Here is a 26,300-nt window from a genome sequence, read left to right as displayed (position 1 = left end):
CTATCAGCTATTTCCTATAATCGAGAGGGATGCTTCCTCTTTGTTGGCGGTCGACAGTTTTCAAGGCCGTCTGAGCAGGTAAGTATCCATAATCCAGCCTTTGCGCTGCCGGGCTTGCTCGCGGGCTGTTTTGATCGCTTCACACACGTCCGCCAGTTTGCCGGCAATCAGGATTTCATCGTCGGTGCCAATGTAGGCGCCCCAGTAAATATCGACGTCTTCACCGACAAACGCCTGAAACGCACAGTGGGCATCGAGCATCACCACTACATTGTCCAGATCCTCGGCCACCAGGCGCCGCCCCGTGGTGATACGAATCGGCTGGCCAATTTCGTTGAGCGGTACACGATGACGGGCAGCCAGCGCTTGCACGCTGCTGATGCCAGGAATCACTTCATAATCAAAATCGCTGCAGCCATTGGCCCGAACCCGATCCAGTATGCGCAACGTGCTGTCGTATAAGCCCGGCTCGCCCCATAGCAGGAAGGCACCGCACTCCCCTTCTGCCAGTTCTTCATCGATCAGACGTGTAAACACTTCTGCCCGTTGTTCGTGCCAGTCTTCGACCCCTTGGGTGTACGACGGCGTGGCACTGTCGCGCTGCGGATCACTGACCTGCACCACGCGGTAGTTGGGCTCCTCGATATAGCGTTGGCAAATCTCCAGCCGCAGCCTGACCAGGTCCTCGGTGGTCTGGCCCTTGTCCAGAACAAAGAACACCGAGGCACGGTTCAGCGCATTGATCGCCTGGACGGTGATGTGCTCCGGGTTGCCTGCGCCGATACCGATTAAAAGCAGTGTTTTCATCCAATCGTGCTCTTTATGTGGAGGAACGTTAACCGGCGCTGGCAGGACGCCGGTGAAGTCGGCATGATCTGGCCCATAACTACTCTAGTAAGCACTTAACCATGACGCGACTCGCCCGAGCGACTGACCCGTCTTATGAACTGATGGACGACCATAACGGCCTGTCGATCATTTACCGCCAGCATGGTTTCCCATGCCCCTTGGTGCGCTGGCATTTTCACAAAGAATACGAACTGCACCTGATCACCGCCAGCAGCGGTAAAGTCTTCGTGGGCGACTATATCGGCAACTTTCATCCCCAGACGCTGTTTCTCACCGGGCCCAATCTGCCCCATAACTGGATCAGCCAGATTGGCGAACATGAAGTGGTGCCGACCCGCGACATGCTGGTCAACTTCACCGATGAGTTGCTGGAAAGCGCCACGCGGGTCTTTGCTGAACTTAAAGGCCTGGCGCCGCTGCTGGAACGTGCCCAATACGGCATCGAGTTCCGTTGCCGCGACACCGTAGCCCAGGCGACAGAACTGATGCACGCCATCGCCGACTCCAGCGGCGTCACTCGTCTGGGGCACTTTCTGATACTGCTGCAACGGCTGGCCGATTGTGACGATTACCACTTGCTGTCAGGGCTGACTTCCAACCATTTGGCCGACGAGCACACCATCGACCGTACCCACCGCGCCGTGGAGTATATTTTTAACCACTACACCCGCGAACTGCCGCTTGAAGAAGTCGCTGCCTATATGGGCATGAAACCCACCTATTTCTCCCGTGTATTCAAACAAGCCACCGGTCGCTGCTTTATCGAGTTCGTTAATCGGCTGCGCATCAGCAAGTCCTGTGAGCTATTGGCCGACGGCGAGAAGCCGGTGACAGACGTGTGCTTCGAGTCCGGCTTCAACAATATTTCCAATTTCAACCGCCGTTTTCAGCAACTCAAAGGCATGACACCGTCACATTATCGGCGCCTCTCGGAACAGCGCATGACCGAGCAAAACCTGTCGCCATCGGGCGTTCGCCTGCGCAGTGCAAAATAGTATCAATTGAAGTGCTTCCAATGATTTGTCACGACGGTGTTGGCGGGCTGTAATCGGCCCACGTGCCAGCCTCAGGCTGGCAGCTATAAAAACAATAACCGTCCTTCAAATGCCCTCCCCGGCGGATGAAGAGGAGTGCTCAATGAATATTCCTGTCAAAGCGCTGTGTGTAGCGACCTGCATGACTGTCAGCGGCATCAGTCTGGGGGCACAGACCCTGACCATTGCCACCGTCAACAACAGCGACATGATCCGCATGCAAAAGCTGGCTAAAACCTTCGAGAGCGAGCACCCCGACATCAAGCTCAACTGGGTGGTGCTGGAAGAAAATGTCCTGCGTCAACGCCTGACCACCGATATTGCCACGCAAGGCGGTCAGTTCGACGTATTGACCATCGGTATGTACGAAGCCGCACTCTGGGGCGCCAAGGGTTGGCTCGAGCCGATGAACGACCTGCCGGCCAGTTATGCCCTTGATGATGTGTTCCCTGCGGTACGCGAAGGGCTGTCGGTCAACGGCACACTTTACGCCCTGCCGTTTTACGCTGAAAGTTCGATGACCTACTACCGCACCGACCTGTTCAAGGACGCGGGGCTGAGCATGCCTGAACACCCGACGTGGGAGCAGATCGCTCAGTTCGCCAAAGTGCTGAACAAACCGGAGCAGGAGCAATATGGCCTGTGCCTGCGCGGCAAAGCGGGTTGGGGTGAGAACATTACAGTGATTACCACACTGGCCAACGCATTCGGCGCCCGCTGGTTCAATGAAAAGTGGCAGCCCGAGTTCAATGGCCCGGAGTGGAAGAACGCCCTGAACTTTTATGTGAATACCCTGAAAGAGTCCGGCCCGCCGGGCGCAACCAGCAACGGCTTTAATGAAAACCTGGCGCTTTTCAACAGCGGTAAATGCGCCATCTGGGTCGATGCCAGCGTGGCAGGTTCGTTTGTCACGGACAAAACCCAGAGCAAAGTCGCCGATCATGTCGGTTTTGCTTTCGCCCCCCACCAGGTCACTGACAAAGGCAGTGCCTGGCAGTACTCATGGGCCCTGGCCGTTCCCGCCACATCCAAAGCCAAGGACGCTGCCAAATCGTTCAGTACCTGGGCCACGTCCAAGGAATACGGCGCGCTGGTGGCGGAGAAAGACGGCATTGCCAATGTGCCACCGGGCACCCGAGCCTCGACGTACAGCGACGCGTATCTGGCCGCCGCTCCCTTCGCCAAGGTCACACTGGAGTCGCTCAAAGCCGCTAACCCTAAAGACCCGACGCTTAAGCCGGTTCCGTACGTGGGCATTCAACTGGTGACCATTCCCGAGTTTCAGGCCATCGGCACGCAGGTTGGCAAGTTGTTCAGCGCAGCGCTGATCGGGCAGACCAGCGTCGATCAGGCACTCGCGGCCGCGCAACAAACCACCGAACGCGAGATGAAACGCGCGGGCTATCCCAAGTAAACACGGCCCGCGCCTGTAGTCGCTGCCGAAGGCTGCGAGGGGTTGCTCTGCAACCCGTTTTCTCGAAGCCCCGACGCAGCTTTTCCCAGCCGTCGGCAGTCACACCAGGACACGCCCCAATTAAGGTGTAATCACCATGACAATATCGAGTGTTAGCGCTGCACTTGAGCCATCGCTGCCCACGCGCAAGCCGCGCCGGTTCGATCCCAGCTGGTTTCTGGTGTCACCGTCGGTGGCCTTGCTGCTGCTATGGATGATCGTGCCGCTAGGCATGACGCTGTACTTTTCCCTGATCCGCTACAACTTGCTCTACCCCGGTGAAAACGAGTTTGTCGGGCTGGAAAACTTCACCTACTTCCTGACCGACACAGGCTTTTTGCCCGGCGCTACCAACACTCTGCTGCTGGTTGGCAGTGTGTTGCTGATCAGCGTGGTACTCGGGGTACTGATCAGTGCCTTGCTCGAAGCGACCGATTTTATGGGCCGCGGGATTGTGCGCGTATTGCTGATCTCGCCGTTCTTCATCATGCCCACGGTGGGCGCACTGGTCTGGAAAAACCTGATCTTTCACCCGGTCTCCGGTGTGCTCGCCGCGGTGTGGAAGCTATTTGGTGCCCAGCCGGTGGACTGGCTGGCGCATTACCCCTTGCTGTCGATCATCATCATTGTGTCGTGGCAATGGTTGCCGTTCGCGATCTTGATTCTGATGACCGCCATGCAGTCCCTCGACCAGGAACAGAAAGAAGCCGCGCGGCTGGACGGCGCCGGCCCCATTGCGATTTTCTGGCACCTGACCCTGCCGCATCTGGCGCGTCCGATTGCCGTGGTGGTGATGATTGAAACCATCTTTCTGCTGTCGGTTTTTGCCGAGATTTTCACCACCACCAACGGTGGCCCCGGCTATGCCTCCACCAACCTGGCGTACCTGATCTACAACCAGGCGCTGGTGCAGTTCGATGTCGGCATGGCCTCGGCCGGAGGCTTGATTGCCGTGGTCATCGCCAATATCGCCGCCATCCTGCTGGTGCGCATGCTGGGCAAAAACCTGACAGACAAGCCGTGAGGGCACAGTGATGACACTTCAACAATCCCGTCGTCTGCAAAGCGTGCTGCTCGGCACGCTGGCCTGGGCCATCGCAATCCTGATCTTCTTTCCGATTTTCTGGATGGTGCTGACCAGTTTCAAAACCGAGATCGATGCGTTTGCCACACCGCCACAGTTCATCTTCACCCCGACGCTGGAAAACTACGTTCACATTGAAGACCGCAGCGGCTATTTCCGCTTTGCTTGGAACTCGGTGGTGATCTCCTTCACCGCGACCGCCCTGTGCATGCTGATTGCCATCCCGGCCGCGTACTCGATGGCGTTCTACGAAACCAAGCGCACCAAGGGCACGTTGCTGTGGATGCTCTCCACCAAAATGTTGCCGCCGGTGGGCGTGCTGATGCCGATCTACCTGCTGGCCAAGAGTTTTGGCCTGCTCGACACCCGCACTGCGCTGATCATCATCTACACCCTGATCAACCTGCCGATTGTGGTGTGGATGATTTACACCTACTTCAAGGACATTCCCAAAGACATCCTTGAAGCTGCCCGGCTGGACGGGGCCACCCTGTGGCAGGAGATGGTTCGCGTGTTGCTGCCCATCAGCAAGGGCGGTTTGGCCTCGACCCTGCTGCTGTCATTGATCCTGTGCTGGAATGAAGCCTTTTGGTCACTGAACCTGACGTCATCCAACGCCGCGCCGTTGACCGCTCTGATCGCCTCTTACTCAAGCCCTGAAGGTTTGTTCTGGGCCAAATTATCGGCCGTCTCGACGCTGGCCTGTGCGCCGATTTTGATTTTCGGCTGGATCAGTCAAAAGCAACTGGTACGCGGCTTGTCCTTTGGCGCGGTTAAATAAAATATCGAGTGGAGGCCCGTCATGGCCCATCTGAAAATCAACAATCTGCAAAAAGGTTTTGAAGGCTTCCCGATCATCAAAGGCATTGACCTTGAAGTGAACGACCGGGAGTTCGTGGTCTTTGTCGGTCCGTCGGGGTGTGGCAAATCCACCCTGCTGCGCCTGATTGCCGGGCTTGAAGAAGTGACCGCCGGGACCATCGAGCTGGATGGCCGCGACATCACCGAGGTCACTCCGGCCAAGCGCGATCTGGCGATGGTCTTCCAGACTTACGCGCTGTACCCCCACATGACCGTGCGCAAGAACATGTCCTTTGCTCTGGACCTGGCGGGCGTGGCCAAGGCCGAGGTTGAGAAAAAGGTCAATGAAGCCGCCCATATTCTTGAACTGGCGCCGCTGCTGGAGCGCAAACCCAAACACCTGTCCGGCGGGCAGCGCCAACGGGTAGCGATTGGCCGGGCGATTGTGCGCAACCCAAAGATATTCCTGTTTGACGAACCGCTGTCCAACCTGGATGCCGCCCTGAGGGTACAAATGCGTCTGGAATTGGCACGCTTGCACCAGGAATTGCAGGCCACGATGATTTACGTGACCCACGATCAGGTCGAAGCCATGACCCTGGCTGACAAGGTGGTGGTACTCAATGCGGGCAAAGTCGAGCAGGTCGGCTCACCGCTGGAGCTGTATCACCAGCCCGCCAATCTGTTTGTTGCGGGTTTTCTGGGCACCCCGAAAATGGGCTTTTTGAAGGGCACCATCAGCCGTATCGATGCCTTGGGTTGCGACGTTCAACTGGACGCCGGCACCCGCATCCAGCTGCCCTTGAGCGGTCCTTCGTTGAGCCTTGGCAGTTCGGTCACTCTGGGTATTCGCCCCGAACACCTTAACCTTGCCAAACCCGGCGAATGCACCCTGACCGTCACCGCCGATGTCAGTGAACGGCTGGGCAGCGACACCTTTTGCCACGTCAACACGGCGTGTGGCGAGCCACTGACCCTGCGTATCCGCGGTGATATGGCCAGCCGCTACGGGGAGCAATTGCAGTTGCATCTGGACAGTGAGCATTGCCATCTCTTCGACGCAGAGGGGCTGGCCATGACCCGTCCACTGCGCGCTGCTGCCTAACGGAATAGCCCCCATGAAACTGAATCGTCGCAACCTCGAACACCTGACTGACCGCGTGGCCAAGCCTGTTTACCTGGCTCAGGCCACCCGGCACGGCATCGCCCATATCGGCGTTGGCGGCTTTCACCGCGCCCATCAGGCGTATTACACCGATCAACTGCTCAATTCTGGCCGCGACCTGGACTGGAGCATCTGTGGCATTGGCTTGCGCGATGAAGACCGTAAAGTCCGTGACGATCTGGCTGGCCAGGATTACCTCTACACCCTGTTTGAACTGGACGACGGCGACGACAGCCAAAGCCGCATCATTGGCTCGATCAGCGACATGTTGCTGGCACAGGACAGTATTGGCGCGGTCATCGACAAATTGGCCAGCCCTGACATTCGCATTGTCTCGTTGACCATCACCGAAGGGGGGTATTGCATCGACGACAGCAACGGCGAGTTTATGGCCTCGTTGCCGCAGATTCAGCATGACCTGGCCCACCCCGATACGCCGACCAGTGTGTTCGGCGTACTCAGCGCCGCCCTCGCCCGGCGACGTGCAGACGGCACCCAGGCATTCACCGTGATGTCGTGCGATAACCTGCCGCACAACGGTGGCGTGGCGCGCAAAGCGCTGCTGGCCTTTGCCGCCCTGCTGGATGTGGAACTGCATGACTGGATTGCCGAGCATGTGAGCTTTCCCAATGCGATGGTTGACCGCATAACGCCCATGACCAGTGATGCCCATCGTCAGCAGCTGCACGCCCAGTTGGGCATCGACGACGCCTGGCCCGTGGTGTGTGAACCGTTTGTTCAGTGGGTGCTGGAAGATGATTTCTGCAACGGTCGCCCGGCCTGGGAAACGGTCGGCGTGCAGTTCACCCATGACGTCAGCCCTTATGAAGCGATGAAAATCAAACTGCTCAACGGCAGCCATCTGGCGCTGACATACCTGGGGTTTCTCAAGGGTTATCGCTTCGTTCACGAAACGATGAATGACCCGCTGTTTGTGGCGTATATGCGTGAGTACATGGACAAGGATGTGACGCCGCAACTGGCCGACGTGCCGGGGATTGATCTGACCATCTATAAGGACACGCTGGTCGAGCGTTTTTCCAATCAGGCCATTGCCGACCAATTGGAGCGAGTGTGCTCGGATGGCTCGTCCAAGTTTCCCAAATTCACCGTGCCAACCATTGAGCAGTTGATTAGTGACGGGGGTGAGTTGAGGCGTGCGGCGCTGGTGGTTGCGGCGTGGGCGCTGTACCTCAAAGGGGTTGATGAAACAGGCCAGACATATGCGATACCCGATCCTCGGGCTGAATTTTGCCAAGGGTTGGTGGCGGATGAGGCACTGATGGTGCCGCGACTGTTGGCCGTTGAGGAAATATTTGGCAGTGTGATCGGGCAGTCGCAGGCATTTGCTGCGGCAGTTGAGTGGGGCGTGAAGAGTTTGCGGGAGGTGGGCGTGAGTGGAACGCTTGAGAGGGTGGTGCGGCTGTAAAGCCCCTCACCCTAGCCCTCTCCCAAAGGGAGAGGGGACTTGACCGAGGTGGTTTGCGATTCAACGTAATTCTCCAACCACCCCCAATCAGCCCCTCGCCCTCTGGGAGGAAGATATTGAACGAGGTGTTTGCGGTTCGGCGCAATTCTCCTACCACCCCCCAATCGGCCCCTCGCCCTCTGGGAGGAAGATTTTGAACGAAGTGTTTTTCGGATTCAGCGCAATTCTCCTACCACCCCCAATCAGTCCCCTCTCCCTCTGGGAGAGGGTTAGGGTGCTTTTGATCTTGATAAGGCCACAGCCATGAACAATTTGTTTCTGGGCATCGATTGCGGAACCCAAGGCACCAAAGCGCTGGTGCTGGACAGCGATACCGGACAAGTGCTGGGCATAGGCTCAGCCCCGCATACCCTGACTCAAGGCGAACACGGTCGCCGCGAGCAAGACACTGAGCAATGGCTAAACGCCCTCGCACTGGCCACCGGTCAAGCGCTTGCCCAGGCCAATATCGATGGCCAGCACATCCGCGGTATCAGCGTCAGTGGCCAACAACACGGGCTGGTCTTGCTGAACGCACAGGGGCAAGTCTTGCGCCCGGCCAAACTCTGGTGCGACACCCAATCGACCCCCGAGAACAACCAGTTGCTGGACTGGCTCGGCGGCGAATCCGGCTGCCTTGAACGTCTGGGGCTGGTTATCGCACCGGGCTACACCGTCTCCAAACTGCTCTGGACACGCGACCATCACCCGCAGATTTTCGCGCAAATCGCTCATATCCTGCTGCCCCATGACTACCTCAACCATTGGCTGACCGGTCGCTGCTGTAGCGAGTATGGCGATGCCAGCGGCACCGGTTACTTCAATGTAAAAACGCGCCAATGGGACCTTGGCATCCTGCGCCATATTGACCCCGGCGGACGGCTCGAACGCGCCCTCCCCGAACTGATCGAATCCCATCAACCCGTGGGCACCCTGCGCCCGGAGGTGGCCCGCCTACTGGGCTTGAACCCTCAGGCCGTGGTGGCCAGCGGTGGCGGTGACAATATGCTCGGCGCCATCGGCACCGGCAATATCGAGCCCGGCATCATCACCATGAGCCTGGGCTCATCCGGCACGGTGTACGCCTTTGATCAGCAGCCGCCGACCCACCCGGACGCCAGTGTGGCCGGCTTTTGTTCGTCTACAGGTGGCTGGCTGCCGCTGATCTGCACCCTCAACCTGACCACAACCACCAGCGCAGTGCGCGAATTGCTGTCGCTGTCTCTCAACGACTTCAATACCCTGGCCGGTCAGGCGCCCATTGGCGCCGAAGGCGTCAGCATGCTGCCCTTTCTCAATGGCGAGCGCGTGCCCGCCCTGCCCGACGCAACGGGCAGCATTCAGGGCCTGACGCTGACCACTATGACCCCGGCCAATATCTGCCGGGCCGCACTGGAAGGCACCACCTATGGCTTACGTTACGGTCTGGATCTACTGCGCGCCAACGGCGTACAAAGCCAGACCATCCGCCTGGTGGGCGGCGGATCAAAAAGTCCGTTGTGGCGTCAGTTGGTTGCCGACATCATGAACACCCCGGTCATCTGTACCGAACAAAGCGAAGCCGCGGCATTGGGGGCGGCGATTCAGGCGGCCTGGTGCGTGTCAGCCGGCAAGCAAACGCTGGCCGATCTCTGCCAGCGCTGCGTGCGCCTTGACCCCACGAGCGAAAGCCGGCCCATTGCCGAAAACGTTCAAGCCTACGAACAACTCTATCTGCGCTACCGTCAACAGGTCGCAGCCTTATCCGAGTGAATGTTATGTATCTGGTATGTGGAGAAGCACTGTTTGATTTTTTCGCTCAGGCCGACAGCCGTGAGCAGGCCAATCGGGTCGATTTCAAGGCAATTGCCGGCGGCTCGCCCTTCAACGTGGCCGTGGGCTTACGCCGTCTGGGGGTTGAGGCCGGGTTGTTTGCCGGGCTGTCCACCGACTATCTGGGCCGTCGTTTAAAGCGCGTCCTGATGGACGAAGGCGTCAGTGATCAATTTTTGCTGGATGTGGACTCCCCCACCACGCTGGCGATGGTGGCCCTGGACGCCAACGGCTCGCCCGCCTATAGCTTTCGAGGCGAAGGGTGCGCCGATAGGCAACTGCACGCTCACCATCTGCCCGAACTCGGCCCGCAAGTGCGCGGTATCCATGTCGGATCCTTTTCGTTGGTGGTGCAACCGATAGCCGACACCTTGCTCGCACTCGTGCAACGCGAAAGCGGGCAACGCTTGATCAGTCTCGACCCCAATGTGCGGCTCAATCCACAACCGGACATCAACCTGTGGCGCGAGCGCATCAACCAGCTCATTCCTTACGCTGATCTGATCAAGGTCAGTGATGAAGACCTCGAGCTGCTGTATCCGGGGCAAGATCCCGAACAGATAGCCCAGTCATGGCTGAAACAGCGTTGCCAACTGGTGTTTTTGACCCGTGGCGCGGACGGTGCCAGCGTATTCAGCCGTACCCATGGCCACCATGCTGTCGCAGCCATCCCGGTCAAGGTCGCTGACACTGTGGGCGCAGGCGATACCTTTCAGGCGGCGATCATTGCCTGGCTTACCGAGCACAACCTGGACTCGGTTGCAGGGTTACAGCAACTGAGCCTGTCGCAACTTCACGACCTGCTCGATTTCGCCAGCCGGGCGGCAGCGCTGACCTGCAGCAAAACCGGCCCGGATTTGCCCTACCGCACAGAACTGTGAGCAAGGCCGCGCGGTTTAAAAGATCGACAGGTTGTAGCTGACGATCAAACGGGTTTCATCCACGTCGCGGGCGAACTTCGAATAGTTGGTGCGATACGTGGCGTTACGCAGGCGAAAGCTCAAGTCCTTGAACGTGCCACCTTGCACGACATACTTGAGCTCGCTGTCGCGCTCCCACTCTTTGCCCTCCCCGTCGCGGCCCTTGACGTTGATATGATCGCCGTTCACATAGCGGGTCATAAAGGTCAGGCCCTTGACGCCCACGGCCTTGAAATCATAGTCATAACGCAGTTGCCAGGAACGTTCCTGAGCGTTGGCGAAGTCGTTGACCTGCAAGTAGTTGACCAGATACGGGTTGCTGCCATCCAGGTACGGCATCGATGTTTCGCCGTTCATGCGCTGCCCGCCCACGCCGAACTTGTGCCCGCCCAGCGAGTAGGTCAGCAGCGCACCCAGCGCGCGGTTGTCGATGGTCGAGGCCTTGGCCGAACCGGCGTTGTCACTCTTGAGCAAGCGCACATCCGCCGCCAGCACGCCGGGGCCTATCGGTTGATTAGCCAAAAGACCGACAAAGTGCTGACGATAAATGTCTTCCAGCTCGCCATATTGGTACTGCGCCGTCAGACGGTCATTCACCTTGTAATCCAGCCCGTACAAGGTGAAATGATCGGCGGTGATATCACAGGCATAGCGCTTGTTTTTGCAGTTCAGACGCAAGTCCTGTGAATCGCTTGAGTCACGCGCGGTATAGCGGTTCAGGCGCGAGGCGGTGAACGTCAGGTCTTTGATTTCCTGCGAGACCAGCATGGCGCCATTGAACATGTTCGGCAGCAAGCGGCCGTCGTTGTACTTGAGCAACGGCAGATCTGGCAGTAACGCGCCGTATTTAAGAACGGTCTCGGAAACGCGCATTTTTGCGGTCAGGCCGAACTTGGCGTACTGATCTTTGGAACGACGCGGGTCATGGCCTGTCGAAGGCATAAGACCGCTGTTGCTGTCGGCCGGGCTGGAGTCCAGTTTGATCCCCAGCATGCCCAGCGCATCAAGGCCAAACCCCACGGTGCCTTCGGTATAACCCGATTGCACATTAAGGATAAAACCTTCTGCGGTCTCTTCGCGTTTGGAGGCGCCTTGGGGGCTGGAGCTGCTGCCATCGCGAAAATCGCGGTTGAAATACACCGTACGGGCTTCCAGCTTGGCGCTGCTGTCTTCAAAAAAACCGCCCGCTTGCGTGTTAGCCGCAAAACCGGCGCACACCGCCAGCGCGCCAACCCGAGCAACCCGGCAGTGAGACAATGAAAAAGGGACAACCATGGACGAGCTCCAACAGCGAATCATTCGCACAACAAAACCAATCGAAGATCTACCGACTGCTAGTGGCAGCACGGTTTACCTCAATCCAGAAAAAACGCGCAATTGTACGAAAGGCTTAGCCGGACACTCATACGACCTTAGTCGAAGGCTCAATCTCAAGGCTTTTCGCTCAAAAGATGGCCTTTTGCCGGTATCCAGCATTAAATACGCACTTTTTTAGATTCAGACTCGGGACTTATCCATGAGCGTTGTATTTTCTGGCAGTCAACGCCGCTCGCTCGCCCTCAGCCCCTTGGGGGATGTTGCAGACTGGCCGCAAAGTTTGCGCACCACTGCGCAAGTGGTACTCAGCTCGCCTGTCCCTATGCTTTTGCTATGGGGCGAACAACTGACGCAGGTGTACAACGACAGCTTTGCAGTACTGGCCGGGCATAAACACCCCACCGCTTTTACCCAGCCGTTCCACCTCTGCTGGCCGGAGTACAGCACGTACAGCCAGCCGATCATTAAAGCGGTGCTGGCGGGTCAAAGCCTGTCATATGTCGACCAGTACTATGTGCTGCCCGATCACCAGCACGCGACCGAACTATGGCTTGACCTGACCTTCAGCCCCGTGCGCGATGAGCAAGGCAAGGTTGCCGGCATATTAATGATTGCGGTGCAAATATCCCGTCGGCGCACGGCACTCAAGCAAACCTCAAAAGCCCTGCGTGAGCTCAATGAAACCCTGGAAGAGCGTGTCGCCGAGCGCACCCAGGCCCTGGCGCAGGCCAATCAGCAATTACAACACGAGATGCTTGAGCGTGAGCGGGTCGAGGACGCGCTGCTGCATGCGCAAAAAATGGAAGCGGTCGGTCAATTGACGGGCGGTATTGCTCACGATTTCAACAACATGCTGACCGGAATCATTGCCAGTCTGGACTTAATGAAACGCTACATCGCAGCAGGCCGCAGTGACGAAATTGACCGTTTTACCGATGCTGCGGTGTCCTCTGCGCAGCGTGCGGCAGCACTGACCCACCGTTTGCTGGTGTTTTCCAGGCGTCAGTCGCTGGACAGAAAGCCGCTGGACCCCAACGTGCTGGTCAACTCCTTGCAGGCATTATTCAACAGTTCCAAAGGCGCGAAGATCCAGCTGGTTATTGAACTGGGCCAAGACATCTGGCCGGTCAATACCGATACAGGGCAACTTGAAAGTGCCCTGCTCAACCTGATAGTCAACGCCCGGGATGCCATGCCCGATGGTGGAACACTGAGCATCAAAACGGCGAACAGTGTGCTTGATGGCCGCACGATCAGCAGCCTTGAAACCGTTAACTCGGGTGATTACGTGATGTTTGAAGTGTCTGACAACGGTACAGGCATGAACCCGCAGATCCTTGCCAAAGCCTTTGATCCCTTCTTCACTACCAAACCGGTAGGCGTCGGCACCGGACTTGGTCTGTCGATGATTTACGGTTTTGCCCAACAGTCAGGCGGGCATGTCAGCCTCAGCAGCGAAGTGGGTGTGGGCACCTGCGTGCGGGTATACCTGCCGCGCCATGTTGAAGAAACTCAGGCATAATCCGCGGCCGCGCACATTGCCCCACAGTTCCAAGGTCCCACGACATGAAAGCTCAAGCCCGCCATATATTGGTAAAAACTGCCGAAGAAGCCGAAGCATTAAAGCAACGCATTGCCAAGGGCGAAGCGTTCGATGTGTTGGCCAAGAAATTTTCGACCTGCCCGTCGGGCAAACGCGGTGGAGATCTGGGTGAAGTGCGACCGGGGCAGATGGTGGGTGTGATTGACCAGATTATTTTCAAAAAGCCGTTGCGAGTGGTGCACGGGCCGGTCAAAAGTAAGTTTGGTTATCACTTGGTGCAAGTGTTTTACCGAGATTAATCAGCGGTCCTGCGGCCCGCATCGCAGCCTTCGTGCCTCGACAGCGGCTACAAGAGCGTAAGCGAGCATTTGATTGTGATCTTGCTTGTGATCTTGATCTTGATCTTGATCTACCGCCCCGTCGGGAGGCCGAGTGGAGGTTCTGCGGAGTGGGTCGACCGGCATGGATGCCGGGAGAGCTGCGATCGGGCCATGGATGGCCCGTCGCAGCGTGCCCACGGAGCGGGACCGGAGTGAGGGACACCTGAGCGAAGCGAGGGCCGTACGCGGGGGCGGAAGCGCTTTGGTTACTTTGCCGCTTTTGCAAAGTGACACGCCGTAAGGGCGTAACCCGTAGAACGTCTTAATACACCTAATGGATATGTACGCAGGCCAATTAAAAGCTTCGAGTACATATCCATTACTAGCGTCTAGTTGAAGTTGTGGTTTCGCCCTTACGGCGAGGTACTTTTGGCAAACGCCGAGTGTCGGGCCATCCTTGGCCCGATCGCGGCTGGCTCGGCGTCCTGCCTCGCCACCCCCATAACAGCACCTGCGTTCAGCCTCCTGTGATGGGCCCCAGCGTCGTTCCCACTGTTTCGGTGGCGGCAGTGGCATTGTTTTTGAAGCTACAAGCTCACAGCCTGACACTCAGAACGTGATCTCTATCGCCTCAACCACCTTGAACTGCTCATCCACCACACAGCCAGTTCGCCATTTATCGAAAGTCAGACAAGGGTGTGAAGTACCAAAACTGATAATGTCCCCTACCCGAAGCTCAGTGCCGGGTGCCACGGTCATAAACGCATGCTGATCCATCACCGCCGTCACCTTGCACGCGCTGACGTCATCACCCACTGCGGGCAACACACCTTCGCGGTAGCGCTTCAACGGCATCGGCAATCCGGCATCGTAGGCAACGTCACGTTTACCCAGCGCAATAACGGCAAAACCCGGCTCAGGCAACGATTGCACATGGGCCCAGACTTCCAGCGCCGGGCGCAACCCTTCATGCAGATCGCTGCGTCGATCCAGCACACAACATTGCGCTTCTTTATAGATACCGTGATCGTGAACCACATAGCTGCCAGGGCGCAGGACACTCAGAAAACGCCCGCTGGCCGCTTCAGCTTCAAACCCTTCGGCAATCAGGTCATACCAGGCTGAACCCGAGGCCGTGATGATCGGCTTGTCGAGGGCAAAGGCGCCTTCACGTTGCAGTTGCAGAGCCAATCGCACCAGGGATGCCGCAAACGCACGAATTCCGTCGACCGCGTGTTCCCCGTGGATAACCCCTTCGTAGCCTTCAATCCCACAGAGGGCGAGCGCCGGTTGTGCCTTGATCGCCTGCGCCAAAGCCAGTACTTCGTCTTCAGTGCGGCAACCACAACGGCCACCGACAACACCGTACTCAATCATTACGTTGAGACGTTGGCCACGCTCAGCAAAAAACGCCCCCAGGGCCGCAACGTTGTCCGGGTGGTCGACCATGCAGTAAAACTCGAATGCCGGGTCGTCCTGCAGGTCGGCAATCAACGCCATGTTGGCGCGGCCCACTAGTTGGTTCGCCATCAATACCCGACGCACACCACCGGCATACGCCGTGCAGGTCTGCACCGCCGTGGCCAGGGTCAGACCCCAGGCACCCTGCTCCAATTGGCGGCGAAACAGCGCCGGGGCCATGCTGGTTTTGCCGTGCGGAGCCAGTACGGCACCACTGCGGGTTACAAAATCCTGCATCCAGGCAATGTTGTGCTCCAGCGCATCGCGATGAATCACCAGCGCAGGCAAACTTACGTCGCGTACCAGATCAGCACCCGGCTGGGCAGCACCTTTCAAAATCATCGACACACTCAGGCCCTCGCTTTGGCTTTGTAAGCAATGCAGTCAATTTCGACCCTGCAATCGACCATCATCATGGCCTGCACACAAGCACGCGCCGGGGCATGTTCGCTTTTGAAGTACGAGGCAAATACCTTGTTGAAGCTCCAGAAGTCTCGTGGGTCTTGCAACCACACGCCCGCCCGCACCACATCTTCGAGGCCATAGCCGGCTTCTTCGAGAATGGCGATCAGGTTTTGCATGGTTTTGTGAGTTTGCTCGATGATGCCACCGTTGATGATTTCACCGTTCTCCATCGCCACTTGCCCCGAGACGTGTAACCAGCCATCAGCCTCGACTGCACGGGCGAAAGGTAAGGGTTGACCGCCTGCACCGACTGCGCCAGTACCGAAACGTTTGATGCTCATATAGGCAAACTCCACTGCTGATGACAGACGCTTCATGCGTCAGGGACGCCGTAGTGTGCCATAAGGTCGCAGGTCAACCCAGTCGCCACCAACTGGGCAATAGTTGCTGCACCTTGTACTCGGCAAAACGGTCGTCGATCAAAAACAGCGTGCCTTGATCGCTTTGGGTGCGAATCACCCGCCCTGCGGCTTGCACCACTTTTTGCACGCCCGGGTACAGGTAGGTGTAGTCATAGCCGGCGCCGAACAGCGCTGCCATGCGTTGTTTGATCTGTTCATTGACCGGGTTCAGTTGAGCCAGCCCAAGGGTTGCGACGAATGCGCCAATCAATCGCGCGCCGGGCAGGTCAATGCCTTCACCAAACGCGCCGCCCAATACGGCAAAGCCGATGCCCTGACTGGCGTGGGTGAATTGATCGAGAAACCCCTGGCGCGCCGCCTCATCCATACGCCGTGATTGCACCCACTGCGCAATGTGCGGATAGCGCTCGGCCAGCAGTTGGGCCACTTGCTGCAGGTAATCAAAGCTGCTGAAAAAGGCCAGATAGTTACCGCGTCTCTCCTCAAACTGGCGGGCGATCAACTCCACAATAGGGCCCAGAGAGGCCTGACGATGGTTGAAGCGCGTGGATATTTCGCTTACCACATGAACGGCCAGTTGCCGCTCGTTGAAGGGCGACTCGACATCGATCCACACGGTGTCGGCCGGTAAACCCAGCAAGTTGGCGTAATAGGTTCGCGGGCTCAAGGTGGCCGAAAACAGCACATTGCTTTGCGCACTGCCCAGCCGTGGGCCGATAAAGGCCGCAGGCACAATGTTGCGCAGGTTGAGCTGGGACAGCCGACGTTTGCCGTGCTCATGCAGGCTGACGTCAAACAAAAAATGCCCGTCAAAGAGCTCTGCCACACGGTTGAATTGCAGGGCTTCGAAGTAAAAGCTTTGCAAATCACCGGCAAGCCCTTGCGGGTGGTCGTTAAGGTAGTCGCCGATGGCAGTGATGCAACCACTCAGGGCATTCAGCCACTTGGCCGGCAAATGTGAGTGCACCTGATAAGGCCCGATTTGCTCCTTGTGCAGGGCATTCCACTCCCGGTTAAGGCGCTTGAACGACTTGTCCAGCACTGCCGGGGCGTTTTGCCGAACGCGGTTGAGGCTTTGCTGGTCGAGGCTTGCGCTGTACATCTGGCGGGCGCGCTCGACCAGATTGTGCGCTTCGTCCACCAATGTCCCGACCTGCCACTGATTGGCCTGCGCAAGCCCGTACAACAACGCCGTAAAGTCGAAGTAATAGTTGTAGTCGGCAATGATCACATCCGCCCAGCGTGCCATTTCCTGACTCAAGTAATACGGGCAGACCTGGTGCGCCAGGGCGACGTCGCGCAGTGTCTGTTGGTCCAGGGTTGATTGCGCAACCGCCGCCTGTCGCGCTGCAGGCAAGCGGTCATAAAAGCCTTTGGCCAACGGGCAAGCGTCGCCATTGCAGGCGTTGGCGGGGTATTCGCAGGCCTTGTCCCGCGCGACCAGTTCCAGTACTCGCAAGGGTGCATCCAAGGCGCGTGGATAGAGCACCTGCAGCGAGTCGAGGGCCAGCTTTCGCCCCGGTGTCTTGGCGGTCAAGAACAGCACTTTGTCCAACTGCTTGACGGGCATGGCCTTGAGCAGGGGAAACAAGGTGCCAATGGTTTTGCCTATCCCCGTGGGAGCTTGCGCCATAAGGCAGCGGCCGCCACTGGCGGTCTTGTAGACGGCTTCAGCCAGCGCGCGTTGGCCAGTGCGAAACTGGGCATGGGGAAATGCCAGCGTGCGGGCCACATCATCCCGCACCTGCCGATGCTGCGCTTCCTGTTCGGCCCAAGCCCCGAAAAGGGTGCATTGCTGATTGAAAAACCCCTGTAACTGCCCAGCAGTCCAGGTCTCCTGAAGACGTGTTTCCTTTTCGCTGACAATATCGAAATACACCAGCGCGATATTGACCTCGGGTAATTGCAGGCTTTGGCACACCAGCCAGCCATATACCCGAGCCTGAGCCCAATGCAGTTGACGGTGATTGGCCGGGATGGCGGTAAAATCACCACGATAGGTTTTGACTTCTTCCAGCACATTGCCCAGCGGGTCATAGCCGTCTGCCCTGCCCCGTACCTGCACGCCGGCGTATTCACCTTGCAGGCTCATTTCGGCCTGATAACCGACGCTGCGCCGTGACGCGACCGTGCGATGCCCGGCGATGCCCTGTTGCGCCGTGGGCGATGGGGTAAAGCGCAAATCCAGATCACCGGCCTTGGCCGTGAACTCGCACAAGGCACGCACTGCGATGCGATACGTCATGCGTGCGCCACATCCTGCCACTGCACGTAGCACACGGTCACCGGCATGTTGTGCTGCTCACACAGCGTCAACCACCGCAGCTGGTTATCTTGCAGACGATCACCCGGGCCTTTGACTTCAATCATGCGATAGGTCTTTTGCGCCGGCCAAAACTGGATAAGGTCGGGCATGCCGGTACGGTTGGCTTTTATGTCCTGCAACAAACGCCTGAACCAGACCTTCAAGTGCGCAGGCGGCAGGCAGTGCAAAGCCTCATCAAGCAAGGATCGACTCAGACAGTTCCAGGCCACAAAAGGCGATTGAACGCCAAATTTGGCCACGTAGGCCGCGTGTATGGTGTCCGTGTAGCGTCCATCGTCAAGCTGTTGCAGGCAGGCATCAAACAGCTCGCTACGACGCAGGTAAAAGTCCTCGTCCAACAAGTCAGCCGGGCCACTCTGGTACGGATGGAAAAACGCACCTGGCAGCGGCGCGAAGATCGCTGACCAGCACAGCAGGCCGAACAGCGCATTGATCAGCGTGTTTTCGACATAGTGCACCGGCTGTTCAGGCCCGTGCAGATGGGTGGCGACCCTGCACTCCACAGACATTGCAGCCTCGTGCGGCAACACCAGATCAAGGCGCTCATAACTGCGCGGCTTGGCTTTTGCGCGCGCAGCCAGCCCAAGGCTGCGCCGTAAGCGCGGCAGCATGCGCAGCAGCTGTTGATGCTCGGCGTCATTGCCGGGCGCCTGCTCTGCCGCCTCTGCCAGGGCCAAAGCCTCTGACGTCTGGCCCAGCCGCTCCAGCACCCTGATCGTGCGCACCCGCGCCTCCGGATGCTGGCCATGCCGATAGATCTGAAGGGCCTGGCTCAGTTCTCCCGCACGCTCGCAGTGCTGGCCCAGCATGAACAACAAACGCTCACGCCGGCGCTGTAGCCAGGGATTGTTCACGCGGTATTCCAATACGTGAGGCAGTACGTCAATCACCTCGGCACCGGCTTCAAATTGCTCACGGCAGCGGTACAGGTGCACATAGCCTTCAATGTCTTCGCGACAAGCCAGCGCCCGTGACTGCGGGCTGAACGCAACCTTCTCGTAGGTAAACAGGCCAAGGTCGGCCAGCACAAGATCGGCCCAACTCTGGCTCAGATTGCCAAAAAACATCAGCCGCAGACGATCACACAATTCACGATGGCTCAGGCTGTAAAGCTGTTCCGCCAGTGCGGGATGCCACTGACTGAGGCTCTGAACTTGAGGGAATTGAGGCGCAAGGTCTTCCAGCCATTGATCTTTTTTGGCCTTGGGCCTGGCGATATGCAAGCTAAAGCGGGCGTGAATCTCGGGCTTGCTCAATACCTCAAACACCTCTGGCAGTGCGAGCGGTGCCTGATCGTTGAGCCAGCCCACACCCAGCAGAGGGGCCGCCGCCTGGCTGATGTCGCCAATTTCCGGGTAGCTGAGCTTGCTGGCCCGAAAATGCTGACCTTTGCGCATGACCATCCGCACCCACAGCGCTTGGGATGCGCTGGGCAACTGGCCAAACTCGGCGATGAACTGCTGCTCTTCAACCGTTAATACATCGTCATAGCGCGCCGAAATCCAGCCGAGCACATGATCAAAGTTTTTCAGGTAATAAAAGGGGTCTTCAAGGGGATTGGAAATCACAGGCAGAACAAACCACTGACTTTAGGTACTGGATATGCGTACAGATAGCAGTTTGCTCACCGCTCTGGCAACCCGAAGGGATGAGCGGTTGCCTTGCGTGGCGCCTGTCAAAGCGGCAGACAGGCACATAGTCATCAGGCGGATACGTCTAAACCAATGCCCACGGCTGCTTGTGCGGATCGCTGGCCCACAGTGACGTCATTAAGGAGTCGTCCTCGCGGAACTGGACGTGTTGCATGCGATACAGCACCTGAATCGAGCTCAGGGGCAAGCCACTGACATGCTCAAGCCAGGTCACGTCAACCGGCGTCGAAAGCGGCTTATGCATCATCATTTGGTGGTACTCATTGATGAATGGCAGTTTCTCGGGGTAACAGTTGCGTAGAAACAGCTCAAGGTTCTGACCTTCATTGATAAAGGGCGAGTAGATAAAACAGCCCAGCTGCACGTCGCTAACACCGTGCAATTCATCCAGGTATCGAGCCGTTATCAGGCGCATTTGGTCTATTCGTCTCGGGGTGTTGAACGCGGTCCCCAGGAGCTTGATGAGTTGACCTTTGAGGCGTTCGTTCGGGGGGTATTGAGTCGCAGCCTGCTGCCAGTACAGTTCAACGGCGGCTCTATAGCTCAGGCGTTGTTCACAGGCCGCACGCAACCCCTGAAGGTGCGCAGCCAGCACTATCACCGCCACTTGTGGCTCTTCTATATCCAGGTCTTTGAGGGCAAACGAGCCGTGCAGGTAAGTGAGCAACCTTGAATTGAACATGTCTATGTCGGTGAAGAGGCAATCAAAGACATTGAGCACGGCTATTTTTGTATCGTCAGTAAAGGGGTTGCAGGGTTGATCAGTGGGCGGCAGGCACAAGACGTCCTTGTAGTCGTCGTCGAGAAAGGAACACAGCCTGACGGAGGTTTGCAGATCATCGCCATTGACCGGCTGGCCGGCATGCCCCCGCTGGCTGGCGACACGCTGAATCCAGGCCATGTATCTAGCCAGATGCCTGGGCGGGCGCCGATCGATCAAGGCATCTGCCGGTTGCCCCCATTCAAAGGCACTGCTGAAGAGCTTTGCCCGCGCCAGCAAATCAGCATAAAAAAAAGTCCCTCGCGCATCACCCCGGGTCAAATGGCCGGACATCAGCATCATTGTCCTGTTGGTGGCGCAAGGTTTATGAATGCCGCCCAGAGGTTTATCCAGCCTGCGAACCCCCTTGTCATTGACGAACAGCAACTCGACGCGATGGTCGTCATACAGGAACAACTCACTGCATTGAGTCTGTATCCGCTCCAACACCCTGGGCGTGAGGCGAGGCTGGTGCAAAATGGCCACGCGCAATATGAACGTGTCTGGATAGCGCCCCGCAATACTCAACTGAGCGGCACGCAAAAAAGCCAGTGTATAGGCGCATTCCCTGCCCCCTTCAAGAACAACCATGACCCGGTACTGGGCGAGTCGCTCCAGGCCACCGGCAGCCACCAGTAATCGCTGAATCAACAGCTGCAAGGCAATGCGCTCGGTACGTTCCAGAAACCCCTGTAACCGATGCAGCACTTGCTGATAAACAAAGCTCATGGCTTGTTCATGAAAATTGTTCATAGGGCATCCCTCCATGTGAGCGCTTTATTATCGGCAGCTGCACCGGGAACGCCCACAATTAACTTGTGGTTTCAATCCGTTACAGATGCACCGCACATCCGCAGAGGAATATCCCTACAAAAAACAAAACCAAATGGATGCAAATTGATTTTTAAATTATCCATACGAATATAAAAGCAGCTAAAGACGGCACTTGGCAGGGGTTTGGTGCGGCCGTGAGTATCCATTTTTCCGAGGGTATATACACAAAAACGCCCTCGAACTCACGGCTCGAAGGCGTTTTTCATGAAAGGTTATGCCGCCTTTCAGTTACTGGGTAATTGCAACGCAACCCGGCCGCGACATGGGCAATCATCCATATAGCGATGGGCGTCTACAAAGGCCTCAAACGGAAAGACTTTTACTTCCAGAGGCAACAGCACCCGGTCAGCCGTCAGCTGGTTGATCTCGCGCAGGGCACGCTGCATGGCTTGCTCATCCTGGGTGATGCCCAGCTCCGGTTTGCCGGTGAAATTACCGATGCAGTGCACAAAGAACTGAATGTTCTTCTGAAACGCTGCACAGGCCGGAAAGGGAGTGTGATTGCCCCCTTGCAGTCCATAGAGCACAAGGCTGCCACGGGGCGCCAGCACATCACCCAGCACTGACATCTGTGGGCCACCAAGGCCATCCATGACCACATCGACACCTTTGTCGTGAGTGATCTTGTTGATCTCCAGCAACAGGTCTTGTTCCTCAGTGACGATCACCTTGTCAGCACCGAGCTTAAGCAGGGACTCGCGCTCATCCGCATTTTTTGTGGCCGCGATGACGTTGACCCCAAGCGCCTTGCCCAACTGCACGAATGAAGGGCCAGAACAGTGGCTGGCATCGGTAATCAGCACCGTTTGCCCAGCCTTTACCCGCGCCAGGTCGACATACGCGAAATAAGCGATTAACAGCGGCGTGTAATGCACGCTGGCTTCAACCGGCGTCAACACATCTGGGTAGCGCGTCAGGGTGGAGCGCGGCATGACGATCAATTCGCCATAGGTCGGGTAATCGTTGGCACTCTGACCGGGAAAACTGGCCACTTTGTCGCCCACGGCAAGATCATCAACCCCTGCCCCGACGGCGGTCACAACACCGGCCATTTCATGGCCGATACCGGCCGGCAAACGTGCCGGGCTCGGGGCCAGGTTTTGCCGCCAAAGCACGTCATACCAGCTGATACCAATCGCTTCGACACGCACCTGCACTTCGCCGGGCGCAGGCGCAGCGACTTCGTGCTCTTCGCACTGGAGCACCTCGGCCGGGCCAAACTTGTGAAAACGGATCGTGCGCGACATTGCAAACCTCGCTTAATTAATCGCTAATACCACGGGACTTTATCCGGGCTTTGTGAGCAAGACTAACAGACAGCATTAATAGTCGACATGCCTGACATTGATCCGCAGGCATTTTCTACATCCGGAAAGCCGGGTTTCCTGCTCAAGATTCGCACGTTTCTCACACATAAAAACGCGAAATCCTATCTTCAGAGTGACGATCTATCGGTTTTGTCAGTAAGATCCTTACCCTTCTACCGTTGATCCGCCTGCGAAGTCTGCCAGATGAACCGTAACGACTTGCGTCGCGTCGATCTGAATTTGTTGATCGTCTTTGAAACCCTGATGCATGAGCGCAGTGTGACCCGAGCGGCCGAAAAGCTGTTTCTGGGGCAGCCTGCCATCAGCGCGGCGCTCTCACGCCTGCGCGGTTTGTTTGACGACCCACTGTTTGTGCGCACCGGCCGCAGCATGGAGCCTACGGCACGGGCGACCGAGATTTTCGCTTTGCTGTCCCCGGCATTGGACTCGATTTCAACCGCTGTCAGCCGTGCCGCAGAGTTCAACCCGGCCACCAGCACCTCGGTGTTCCGCATTGGTTTGTCCGATGACGTAGAGTTCGCCCTGCTGCCTTTGCTGCTTAAGCGCTTGCGCGCCGAGGCGCCGGGCATCGTGCTGGTCATCCGCCGGGTCAACTACATATTGATGCCGCCGTTGCTGGCCTCTGGCGAAATTTCGGTGGGCGTCAGTTACACCAGCGACCTGCCCGCCAACGCCAAGCGCAAAGTACTAAGGCGCAGCAAGCCCAAACTGCTGCGGGCTGACACCATGCCGGGGCCGATGAGCCTGGACGACTTCTGTGCCCGCCCCCACGCACTGGTCTCCTTTGCGGGTGACTTGAGCGGCTTTATTGATGTTGAGCTGGAGAAACTCGGGCGCAAGCGTCATGTGGTGCTGGCGGTACCGCAGTTTAATGGTCTGAGCACCTTGCTGGCCGGCACCGACATCATTGCCACCGTGCCGGACTATACGGCCCAGGCCTTGACCGCCGCGGGTGGCGTGCGGGCCGAAGACCCTCCAATAGAGATGCAAAGCTTTGAATTGCACATGGCCTGGCGCGGCGCCCAGGACAACGACCCGGGTGAACGCTGGCTTCGTTCGCGGATTCAAATGTTTTTTGGGGATCCAGAGAGTCTCTAGGCGTTGTCAGGCAAGCGTTTTATCTAACAATCCGGACTCTCTGCGCGTAGTCAAACCTTCGTTTATTCAACTATGCAGAGCACACTCAGGACCAGCGACCTCTCACGACAAGCCCCAGCAATTCTCGATATCCGCTGACACCTACCTTGCGATAGATCCGCTTGATGTAGGTAGCGGCGCTTGAGCGCTGAATGCCCATCAAGGGCGCGATGTCTTCCGCTCCCAGACCACTGAGTAAATACCTGAGCAACTCTCGGTCCCGCCGAGTCAGTTCAGGATAAAGCTGCTCGACCCGCTGGCTCAGTAAGGCCGGCATCTGATTGGCTTCGATATACGCGCGATAGTGCAATCGTGTGACTTGAATCAGCAAGGGTGCCATTGACTCGATAAATTCGATCTCGCGTTGAGTGAAGTTACCGTGCTCACGACCTCGATAGAAGTTGATCGACAGCCAGCCCCCGCCCTCTTCCTGATGATTGAGCAAGGCCATGCGCTGGGAAATTTGCGGCTGTTCATAGCAGACCCGCCGATATTCACGGTGGGTGATGTCCTCGACTGACTGAAGTTGAGCCAGGATTCGCGCGCCTCCATATTTCGCTCGATGACCGAGCATCGCCTGACGGTTGCCGTCCAGGCTGTGAAAGCGCTTCACGTAATCGCGGGAAATGCGCGATATCTGGACAAGCCTGGCCTGATCGGAACACGATAATACCTGCGGTTCCTGGCCCTCCGGATAAGCGAAAATCGTACATTGTGCCAACGGCATCTCACCCCGCACCAGAGTCAGTAATTCTGCGGCCAGCCAGGTCCGGCAGTCCTCGCCCACTCGAGCCAATAGATGCGCGACTTGCCCCGTCGTCAATGGGCTCTGATGGTAAGCGGTGGTGAGCAGCCAGTGGTTCATTGGGGGTCAGCTCACGTAGGAAGGTTGGGGTTTGTGGGGCAGCGTGCGCACCAGCAAGGCCGCGACTAATAATAGCAGCGCGGCATACAGGCAACCGGCTGTATAGGCATGGGTCAGGTCTTTTAGCCAGCCGATCACTAAAGGGTTTAGGGCCGACCCCAGATTACCGACTGCGTTAATCACGGCGATGCCCACTGCCCTGGCTTGAAAGCTCAATGACCGATCCGGCAGGGTCCAGAATATCGACATGGCCGTGTAGGAGCCGGTCGCCGCCATGCAAACCCCTGCCAGTTGTACGATGGGTTCGCTCGACAGGGCTGTGCAGAACCAGCCCACTGCAGCCAGCAGCATTGGCAGGGCCAGGTGCCAACGCCGCTCTTGGGTCAGGTCCGAGTGTCGGCCCCAGAGGATCATGCCAACAATGGTGCATATTTGCGGAATTGCCGACAACAATCCGATCAGCGTATTGCTCTGACCAGCGCTGAAGCTCTTGACGATCAACGGGGTCCAGACCGCGATCATCGCCAAGGTGTTGACCAGGCAAAAGTACACCAGGCAGAACAGAATCACTGAGGGCGACAGCAACTCACGGCCCCAATGCGCGTGAGGCGAAGGTGCCTGACGGTCGCGCTCCATCAAGTCTGCCAGCTGTAGCTTTTCATTGTTGCTCAGCCAGCGTGCCTGAGACGGCTGATCGTCCAGATAACCGTACACTGCCAGACCGAGAAGGACGCAGGGCAACCCTTCCAGCAAAAACAACCACTGCCAGCCTGCCAGCCCCCAGAGGCCATCCAGTCCCAGAATGCTGCCGGACAGGACCGAGCCAAAGCCCGCGGTAAATGGCATGGCGATCATGAACAACGCATTGGCCCGCGCCCGGTATGCCGCAGGAAACCAAAACGTCATATATAACAGCACACCCGGCAGAAACCCGGCCTCGGTGATGCCAACCAATGCACGCAGCCAATACAGGCTGGTTGCGTCATACGCAAACAGGGTTGCGGTCGAGGCCAAACCCCAGGCGATCATCAGGCTACCGATCCAGCGACGGGCACCGAGTTTGGCCAGAACGATGTTGCTGGGGATACCGCATGCGATATAGGCCAGATAGAAAATCGTGGTTGCCATGCCGAACTGGGTACTGCTCAACCCCAGGTCGCCCATCATCGTTAGCCCGGCAAAACCGATATTGATACGGTCCAGAAACGAAAAAACGAAGCAGATGAAGAGAAACCACAACAGGCGTTTCGAGACTTTGGCAATAACCAGCGGATGAGCGCCGGCCTCCTCGCCAAGGGCCACAGCAGGATGGGATGGCATTGGGTGATCCTATTATTGTAATTA

20 protein-coding genes and 1 pseudogene are annotated in these 26,300 nt (G+C 57.6%); 11 read left to right on the top strand and 10 right to left on the bottom strand.

The annotated features are described in order from the left end of the window. Positions 1-60: 60 nt before the first annotated feature. Complete coding sequence (cobF, locus tag FJD38_RS22395; RefSeq protein ID WP_146387630.1) at positions 61-807, bottom strand: precorrin-6A synthase (deacetylating); 747 nt, start codon at positions 805-807, stop codon at positions 61-63. A gap of 101 nt (positions 808-908) precedes the next feature. On the opposite strand from cobF, the gene FJD38_RS22390 reads away from it, so the two are divergent. From FJD38_RS22390 to FJD38_RS22355, 8 genes are all read left to right on the top strand, one after another. Beyond that, positions 909-1,844, top strand: coding sequence for an AraC family transcriptional regulator (locus FJD38_RS22390; RefSeq protein ID WP_122782138.1), 936 nt, complete (start codon positions 909-911; stop codon positions 1,842-1,844). Positions 1,845-1,986: 142 nt separating this feature from the next. Next, positions 1,987-3,297: an ABC transporter substrate-binding protein gene (locus FJD38_RS22385; RefSeq protein ID WP_146387628.1), complete on the top strand. Its 1,311-nt coding sequence runs from the start codon at positions 1,987-1,989 to the stop codon at positions 3,295-3,297. Between the two features lie 136 nt (positions 3,298-3,433). Continuing rightward, positions 3,434-4,360: a carbohydrate ABC transporter permease gene (locus tag FJD38_RS22380; protein ID WP_122782140.1), complete on the top strand. Its 927-nt coding sequence runs from the start codon at positions 3,434-3,436 to the stop codon at positions 4,358-4,360. Between the two features lie 7 nt (positions 4,361-4,367). Next, the gene (locus FJD38_RS22375; protein WP_122782141.1) at positions 4,368-5,201 is read left to right on the top strand and encodes a carbohydrate ABC transporter permease; all 834 of its coding nucleotides are present in this window, start codon (positions 4,368-4,370) and stop codon (positions 5,199-5,201) included. A 21-nt stretch (positions 5,202-5,222) separates the two neighbouring features. Continuing rightward, complete coding sequence (locus FJD38_RS22370) at positions 5,223-6,326, top strand: ABC transporter ATP-binding protein (protein ID WP_122782142.1); 1,104 nt, start codon at positions 5,223-5,225, stop codon at positions 6,324-6,326. Positions 6,327-6,339: 13 nt separating this feature from the next. Then, the gene (locus FJD38_RS22365; protein WP_146387626.1) at positions 6,340-7,815 is read left to right on the top strand and encodes a mannitol dehydrogenase family protein; all 1,476 of its coding nucleotides are present in this window, start codon (positions 6,340-6,342) and stop codon (positions 7,813-7,815) included. A 303-nt stretch (positions 7,816-8,118) separates the two neighbouring features. After that, positions 8,119-9,606: a xylulokinase gene (gene xylB, locus FJD38_RS22360; RefSeq protein ID WP_146387624.1), complete on the top strand. Its 1,488-nt coding sequence runs from the start codon at positions 8,119-8,121 to the stop codon at positions 9,604-9,606. Positions 9,607-9,611: 5 nt separating this feature from the next. Further along, positions 9,612-10,547, top strand: a complete 936-nt coding sequence (locus FJD38_RS22355; protein ID WP_146387622.1) for a carbohydrate kinase family protein — start codon at positions 9,612-9,614, stop codon at positions 10,545-10,547. A gap of 15 nt (positions 10,548-10,562) precedes the next feature. Here the strand turns inward: FJD38_RS22355 and FJD38_RS22350 are convergent, their stop codons facing one another. Further along, positions 10,563-11,861, bottom strand: a complete 1,299-nt coding sequence (locus FJD38_RS22350) for an OprD family porin (protein ID WP_122782146.1) — start codon at positions 11,859-11,861, stop codon at positions 10,563-10,565. 241 nt (positions 11,862-12,102) lie between these two features. On the opposite strand from FJD38_RS22350, the pseudogene FJD38_RS22345 reads away from it, so the two are divergent. Next, positions 12,103-13,401 (top strand): annotated as a pseudogene (locus FJD38_RS22345) (ATP-binding protein); the annotation flags it as partial. 68 nt (positions 13,402-13,469) lie between these two features. Continuing rightward, positions 13,470-13,745 (top strand): peptidylprolyl isomerase, encoded by a 276-nt coding sequence (locus FJD38_RS22340; RefSeq protein ID WP_122782148.1) that lies wholly within the window; start codon positions 13,470-13,472, stop codon positions 13,743-13,745. Between the two features lie 630 nt (positions 13,746-14,375). Here the strand turns inward: FJD38_RS22340 and FJD38_RS22330 are convergent. The 6 genes from FJD38_RS22330 to FJD38_RS22305 form a co-directional block, all read right to left on the bottom strand. Next, positions 14,376-15,569, bottom strand: a complete 1,194-nt coding sequence (locus FJD38_RS22330; RefSeq protein WP_122786473.1) for an amino acid deaminase — start codon at positions 15,567-15,569, stop codon at positions 14,376-14,378. A gap of 8 nt (positions 15,570-15,577) precedes the next feature. After that, positions 15,578-15,973, bottom strand: a complete 396-nt coding sequence (locus tag FJD38_RS22325) for a RidA family protein (protein WP_122786474.1) — start codon at positions 15,971-15,973, stop codon at positions 15,578-15,580. A 73-nt stretch (positions 15,974-16,046) separates the two neighbouring features. Beyond that, entirely contained in the window at positions 16,047-18,299 is a 2,253-nt protein-coding gene (locus FJD38_RS22320) for an ATP-dependent DNA helicase (protein ID WP_146387620.1), read from the bottom strand. After that, a complete protein-coding gene (locus tag FJD38_RS22315) occupies positions 18,296-19,948 on the bottom strand; it encodes a VRR-NUC domain-containing protein (RefSeq protein ID WP_146387618.1) in 1,653 nt (550 codons plus the stop codon). The genes FJD38_RS22320 and FJD38_RS22315 overlap by 4 nt, the downstream gene beginning before the upstream one ends. 148 nt (positions 19,949-20,096) lie before the next feature. After that, positions 20,097-21,545, bottom strand: a complete 1,449-nt coding sequence (locus tag FJD38_RS22310) for a hypothetical protein (RefSeq protein ID WP_146387616.1) — start codon at positions 21,543-21,545, stop codon at positions 20,097-20,099. A gap of 305 nt (positions 21,546-21,850) precedes the next feature. Beyond that, positions 21,851-22,873 (bottom strand): zinc-dependent alcohol dehydrogenase family protein, encoded by a 1,023-nt coding sequence (locus FJD38_RS22305; RefSeq protein ID WP_122786478.1) that lies wholly within the window; start codon positions 22,871-22,873, stop codon positions 21,851-21,853. Positions 22,874-23,137: 264 nt separating this feature from the next. On the opposite strand from FJD38_RS22305, the gene FJD38_RS22300 reads away from it, so the two are divergent. Continuing rightward, positions 23,138-24,052 (top strand): LysR family transcriptional regulator, encoded by a 915-nt coding sequence (locus FJD38_RS22300; protein ID WP_122786479.1) that lies wholly within the window; start codon positions 23,138-23,140, stop codon positions 24,050-24,052. Between the two features lie 85 nt (positions 24,053-24,137). Here FJD38_RS22300 and FJD38_RS22295 read toward each other — a convergent pair whose 3' ends face one another. After that, positions 24,138-24,956 carry a helix-turn-helix transcriptional regulator gene (locus tag FJD38_RS22295; RefSeq protein ID WP_146387614.1) on the bottom strand — a complete coding sequence of 273 codons (819 nt, stop codon included), beginning with the start codon at positions 24,954-24,956 and terminating at the stop codon, positions 24,138-24,140. A gap of 6 nt (positions 24,957-24,962) precedes the next feature. Beyond that, positions 24,963-26,276 (bottom strand): MFS transporter, encoded by a 1,314-nt coding sequence (locus FJD38_RS22290; protein ID WP_146387612.1) that lies wholly within the window; start codon positions 26,274-26,276, stop codon positions 24,963-24,965. Between the last annotated feature and the right edge of the window lie 24 nt (positions 26,277-26,300).

Origin of the sequence: Pseudomonas saxonica (assembly GCF_007858365.1) — a bacterium.
Taxonomy (GTDB): domain Bacteria; phylum Pseudomonadota; class Gammaproteobacteria; order Pseudomonadales; family Pseudomonadaceae; genus Aquipseudomonas; species Aquipseudomonas saxonica.
This window is presented reverse-complemented; position numbering and strand designations above follow the sequence as displayed.

Bases quoted from the DNA above. Each gene is read 5' to 3' on its own strand.
- FJD38_RS22290 (WP_146387612.1), bottom strand. From the start codon at position 26,276: ATGCCATCCCATCCTGCTGTGGCCCTTGGCGAGGAGGCCGGCGCTCAT.
- cobF (WP_146387630.1), bottom strand. From the start codon at position 807: ATGAAAACACTGCTTTTAATCGGTATCGGCGCAGGCAACCCGGAGCAC.
- FJD38_RS22330 (WP_122786473.1), bottom strand. From the start codon at position 15,569: ATGATTTTGAAAGGTGCTGCCCAGCCGGGTGCTGATCTGGTACGCGAC.
- FJD38_RS22305 (WP_122786478.1), bottom strand. From the start codon at position 22,873: ATGTCGCGCACGATCCGTTTTCACAAGTTTGGCCCGGCCGAGGTGCTC.
- FJD38_RS22385 (WP_146387628.1), top strand. From the start codon at position 1,987: ATGAATATTCCTGTCAAAGCGCTGTGTGTAGCGACCTGCATGACTGTC.
- FJD38_RS22320 (WP_146387620.1), bottom strand. From the start codon at position 18,299: ATGACGTATCGCATCGCAGTGCGTGCCTTGTGCGAGTTCACGGCCAAG.
- FJD38_RS22370 (WP_122782142.1), top strand. From the start codon at position 5,223: ATGGCCCATCTGAAAATCAACAATCTGCAAAAAGGTTTTGAAGGCTTC.
- FJD38_RS22365 (WP_146387626.1), top strand. From the start codon at position 6,340: ATGAAACTGAATCGTCGCAACCTCGAACACCTGACTGACCGCGTGGCC.
- FJD38_RS22390 (WP_122782138.1), top strand. From the start codon at position 909: ATGACGCGACTCGCCCGAGCGACTGACCCGTCTTATGAACTGATGGAC.
- FJD38_RS22310 (WP_146387616.1), bottom strand. From the start codon at position 21,545: ATGAACAATTTTCATGAACAAGCCATGAGCTTTGTTTATCAGCAAGTG.
- FJD38_RS22350 (WP_122782146.1), bottom strand. From the start codon at position 11,861: ATGGTTGTCCCTTTTTCATTGTCTCACTGCCGGGTTGCTCGGGTTGGC.
- xylB (WP_146387624.1), top strand. From the start codon at position 8,119: ATGAACAATTTGTTTCTGGGCATCGATTGCGGAACCCAAGGCACCAAA.
- FJD38_RS22325 (WP_122786474.1), bottom strand. From the start codon at position 15,973: ATGAGCATCAAACGTTTCGGTACTGGCGCAGTCGGTGCAGGCGGTCAA.
- FJD38_RS22295 (WP_146387614.1), bottom strand. From the start codon at position 24,956: ATGAACCACTGGCTGCTCACCACCGCTTACCATCAGAGCCCATTGACG.
- FJD38_RS22300 (WP_122786479.1), top strand. From the start codon at position 23,138: ATGAACCGTAACGACTTGCGTCGCGTCGATCTGAATTTGTTGATCGTC.
- FJD38_RS22380 (WP_122782140.1), top strand. From the start codon at position 3,434: ATGACAATATCGAGTGTTAGCGCTGCACTTGAGCCATCGCTGCCCACG.
- FJD38_RS22355 (WP_146387622.1), top strand. From the start codon at position 9,612: ATGTATCTGGTATGTGGAGAAGCACTGTTTGATTTTTTCGCTCAGGCC.
- FJD38_RS22340 (WP_122782148.1), top strand. From the start codon at position 13,470: ATGAAAGCTCAAGCCCGCCATATATTGGTAAAAACTGCCGAAGAAGCC.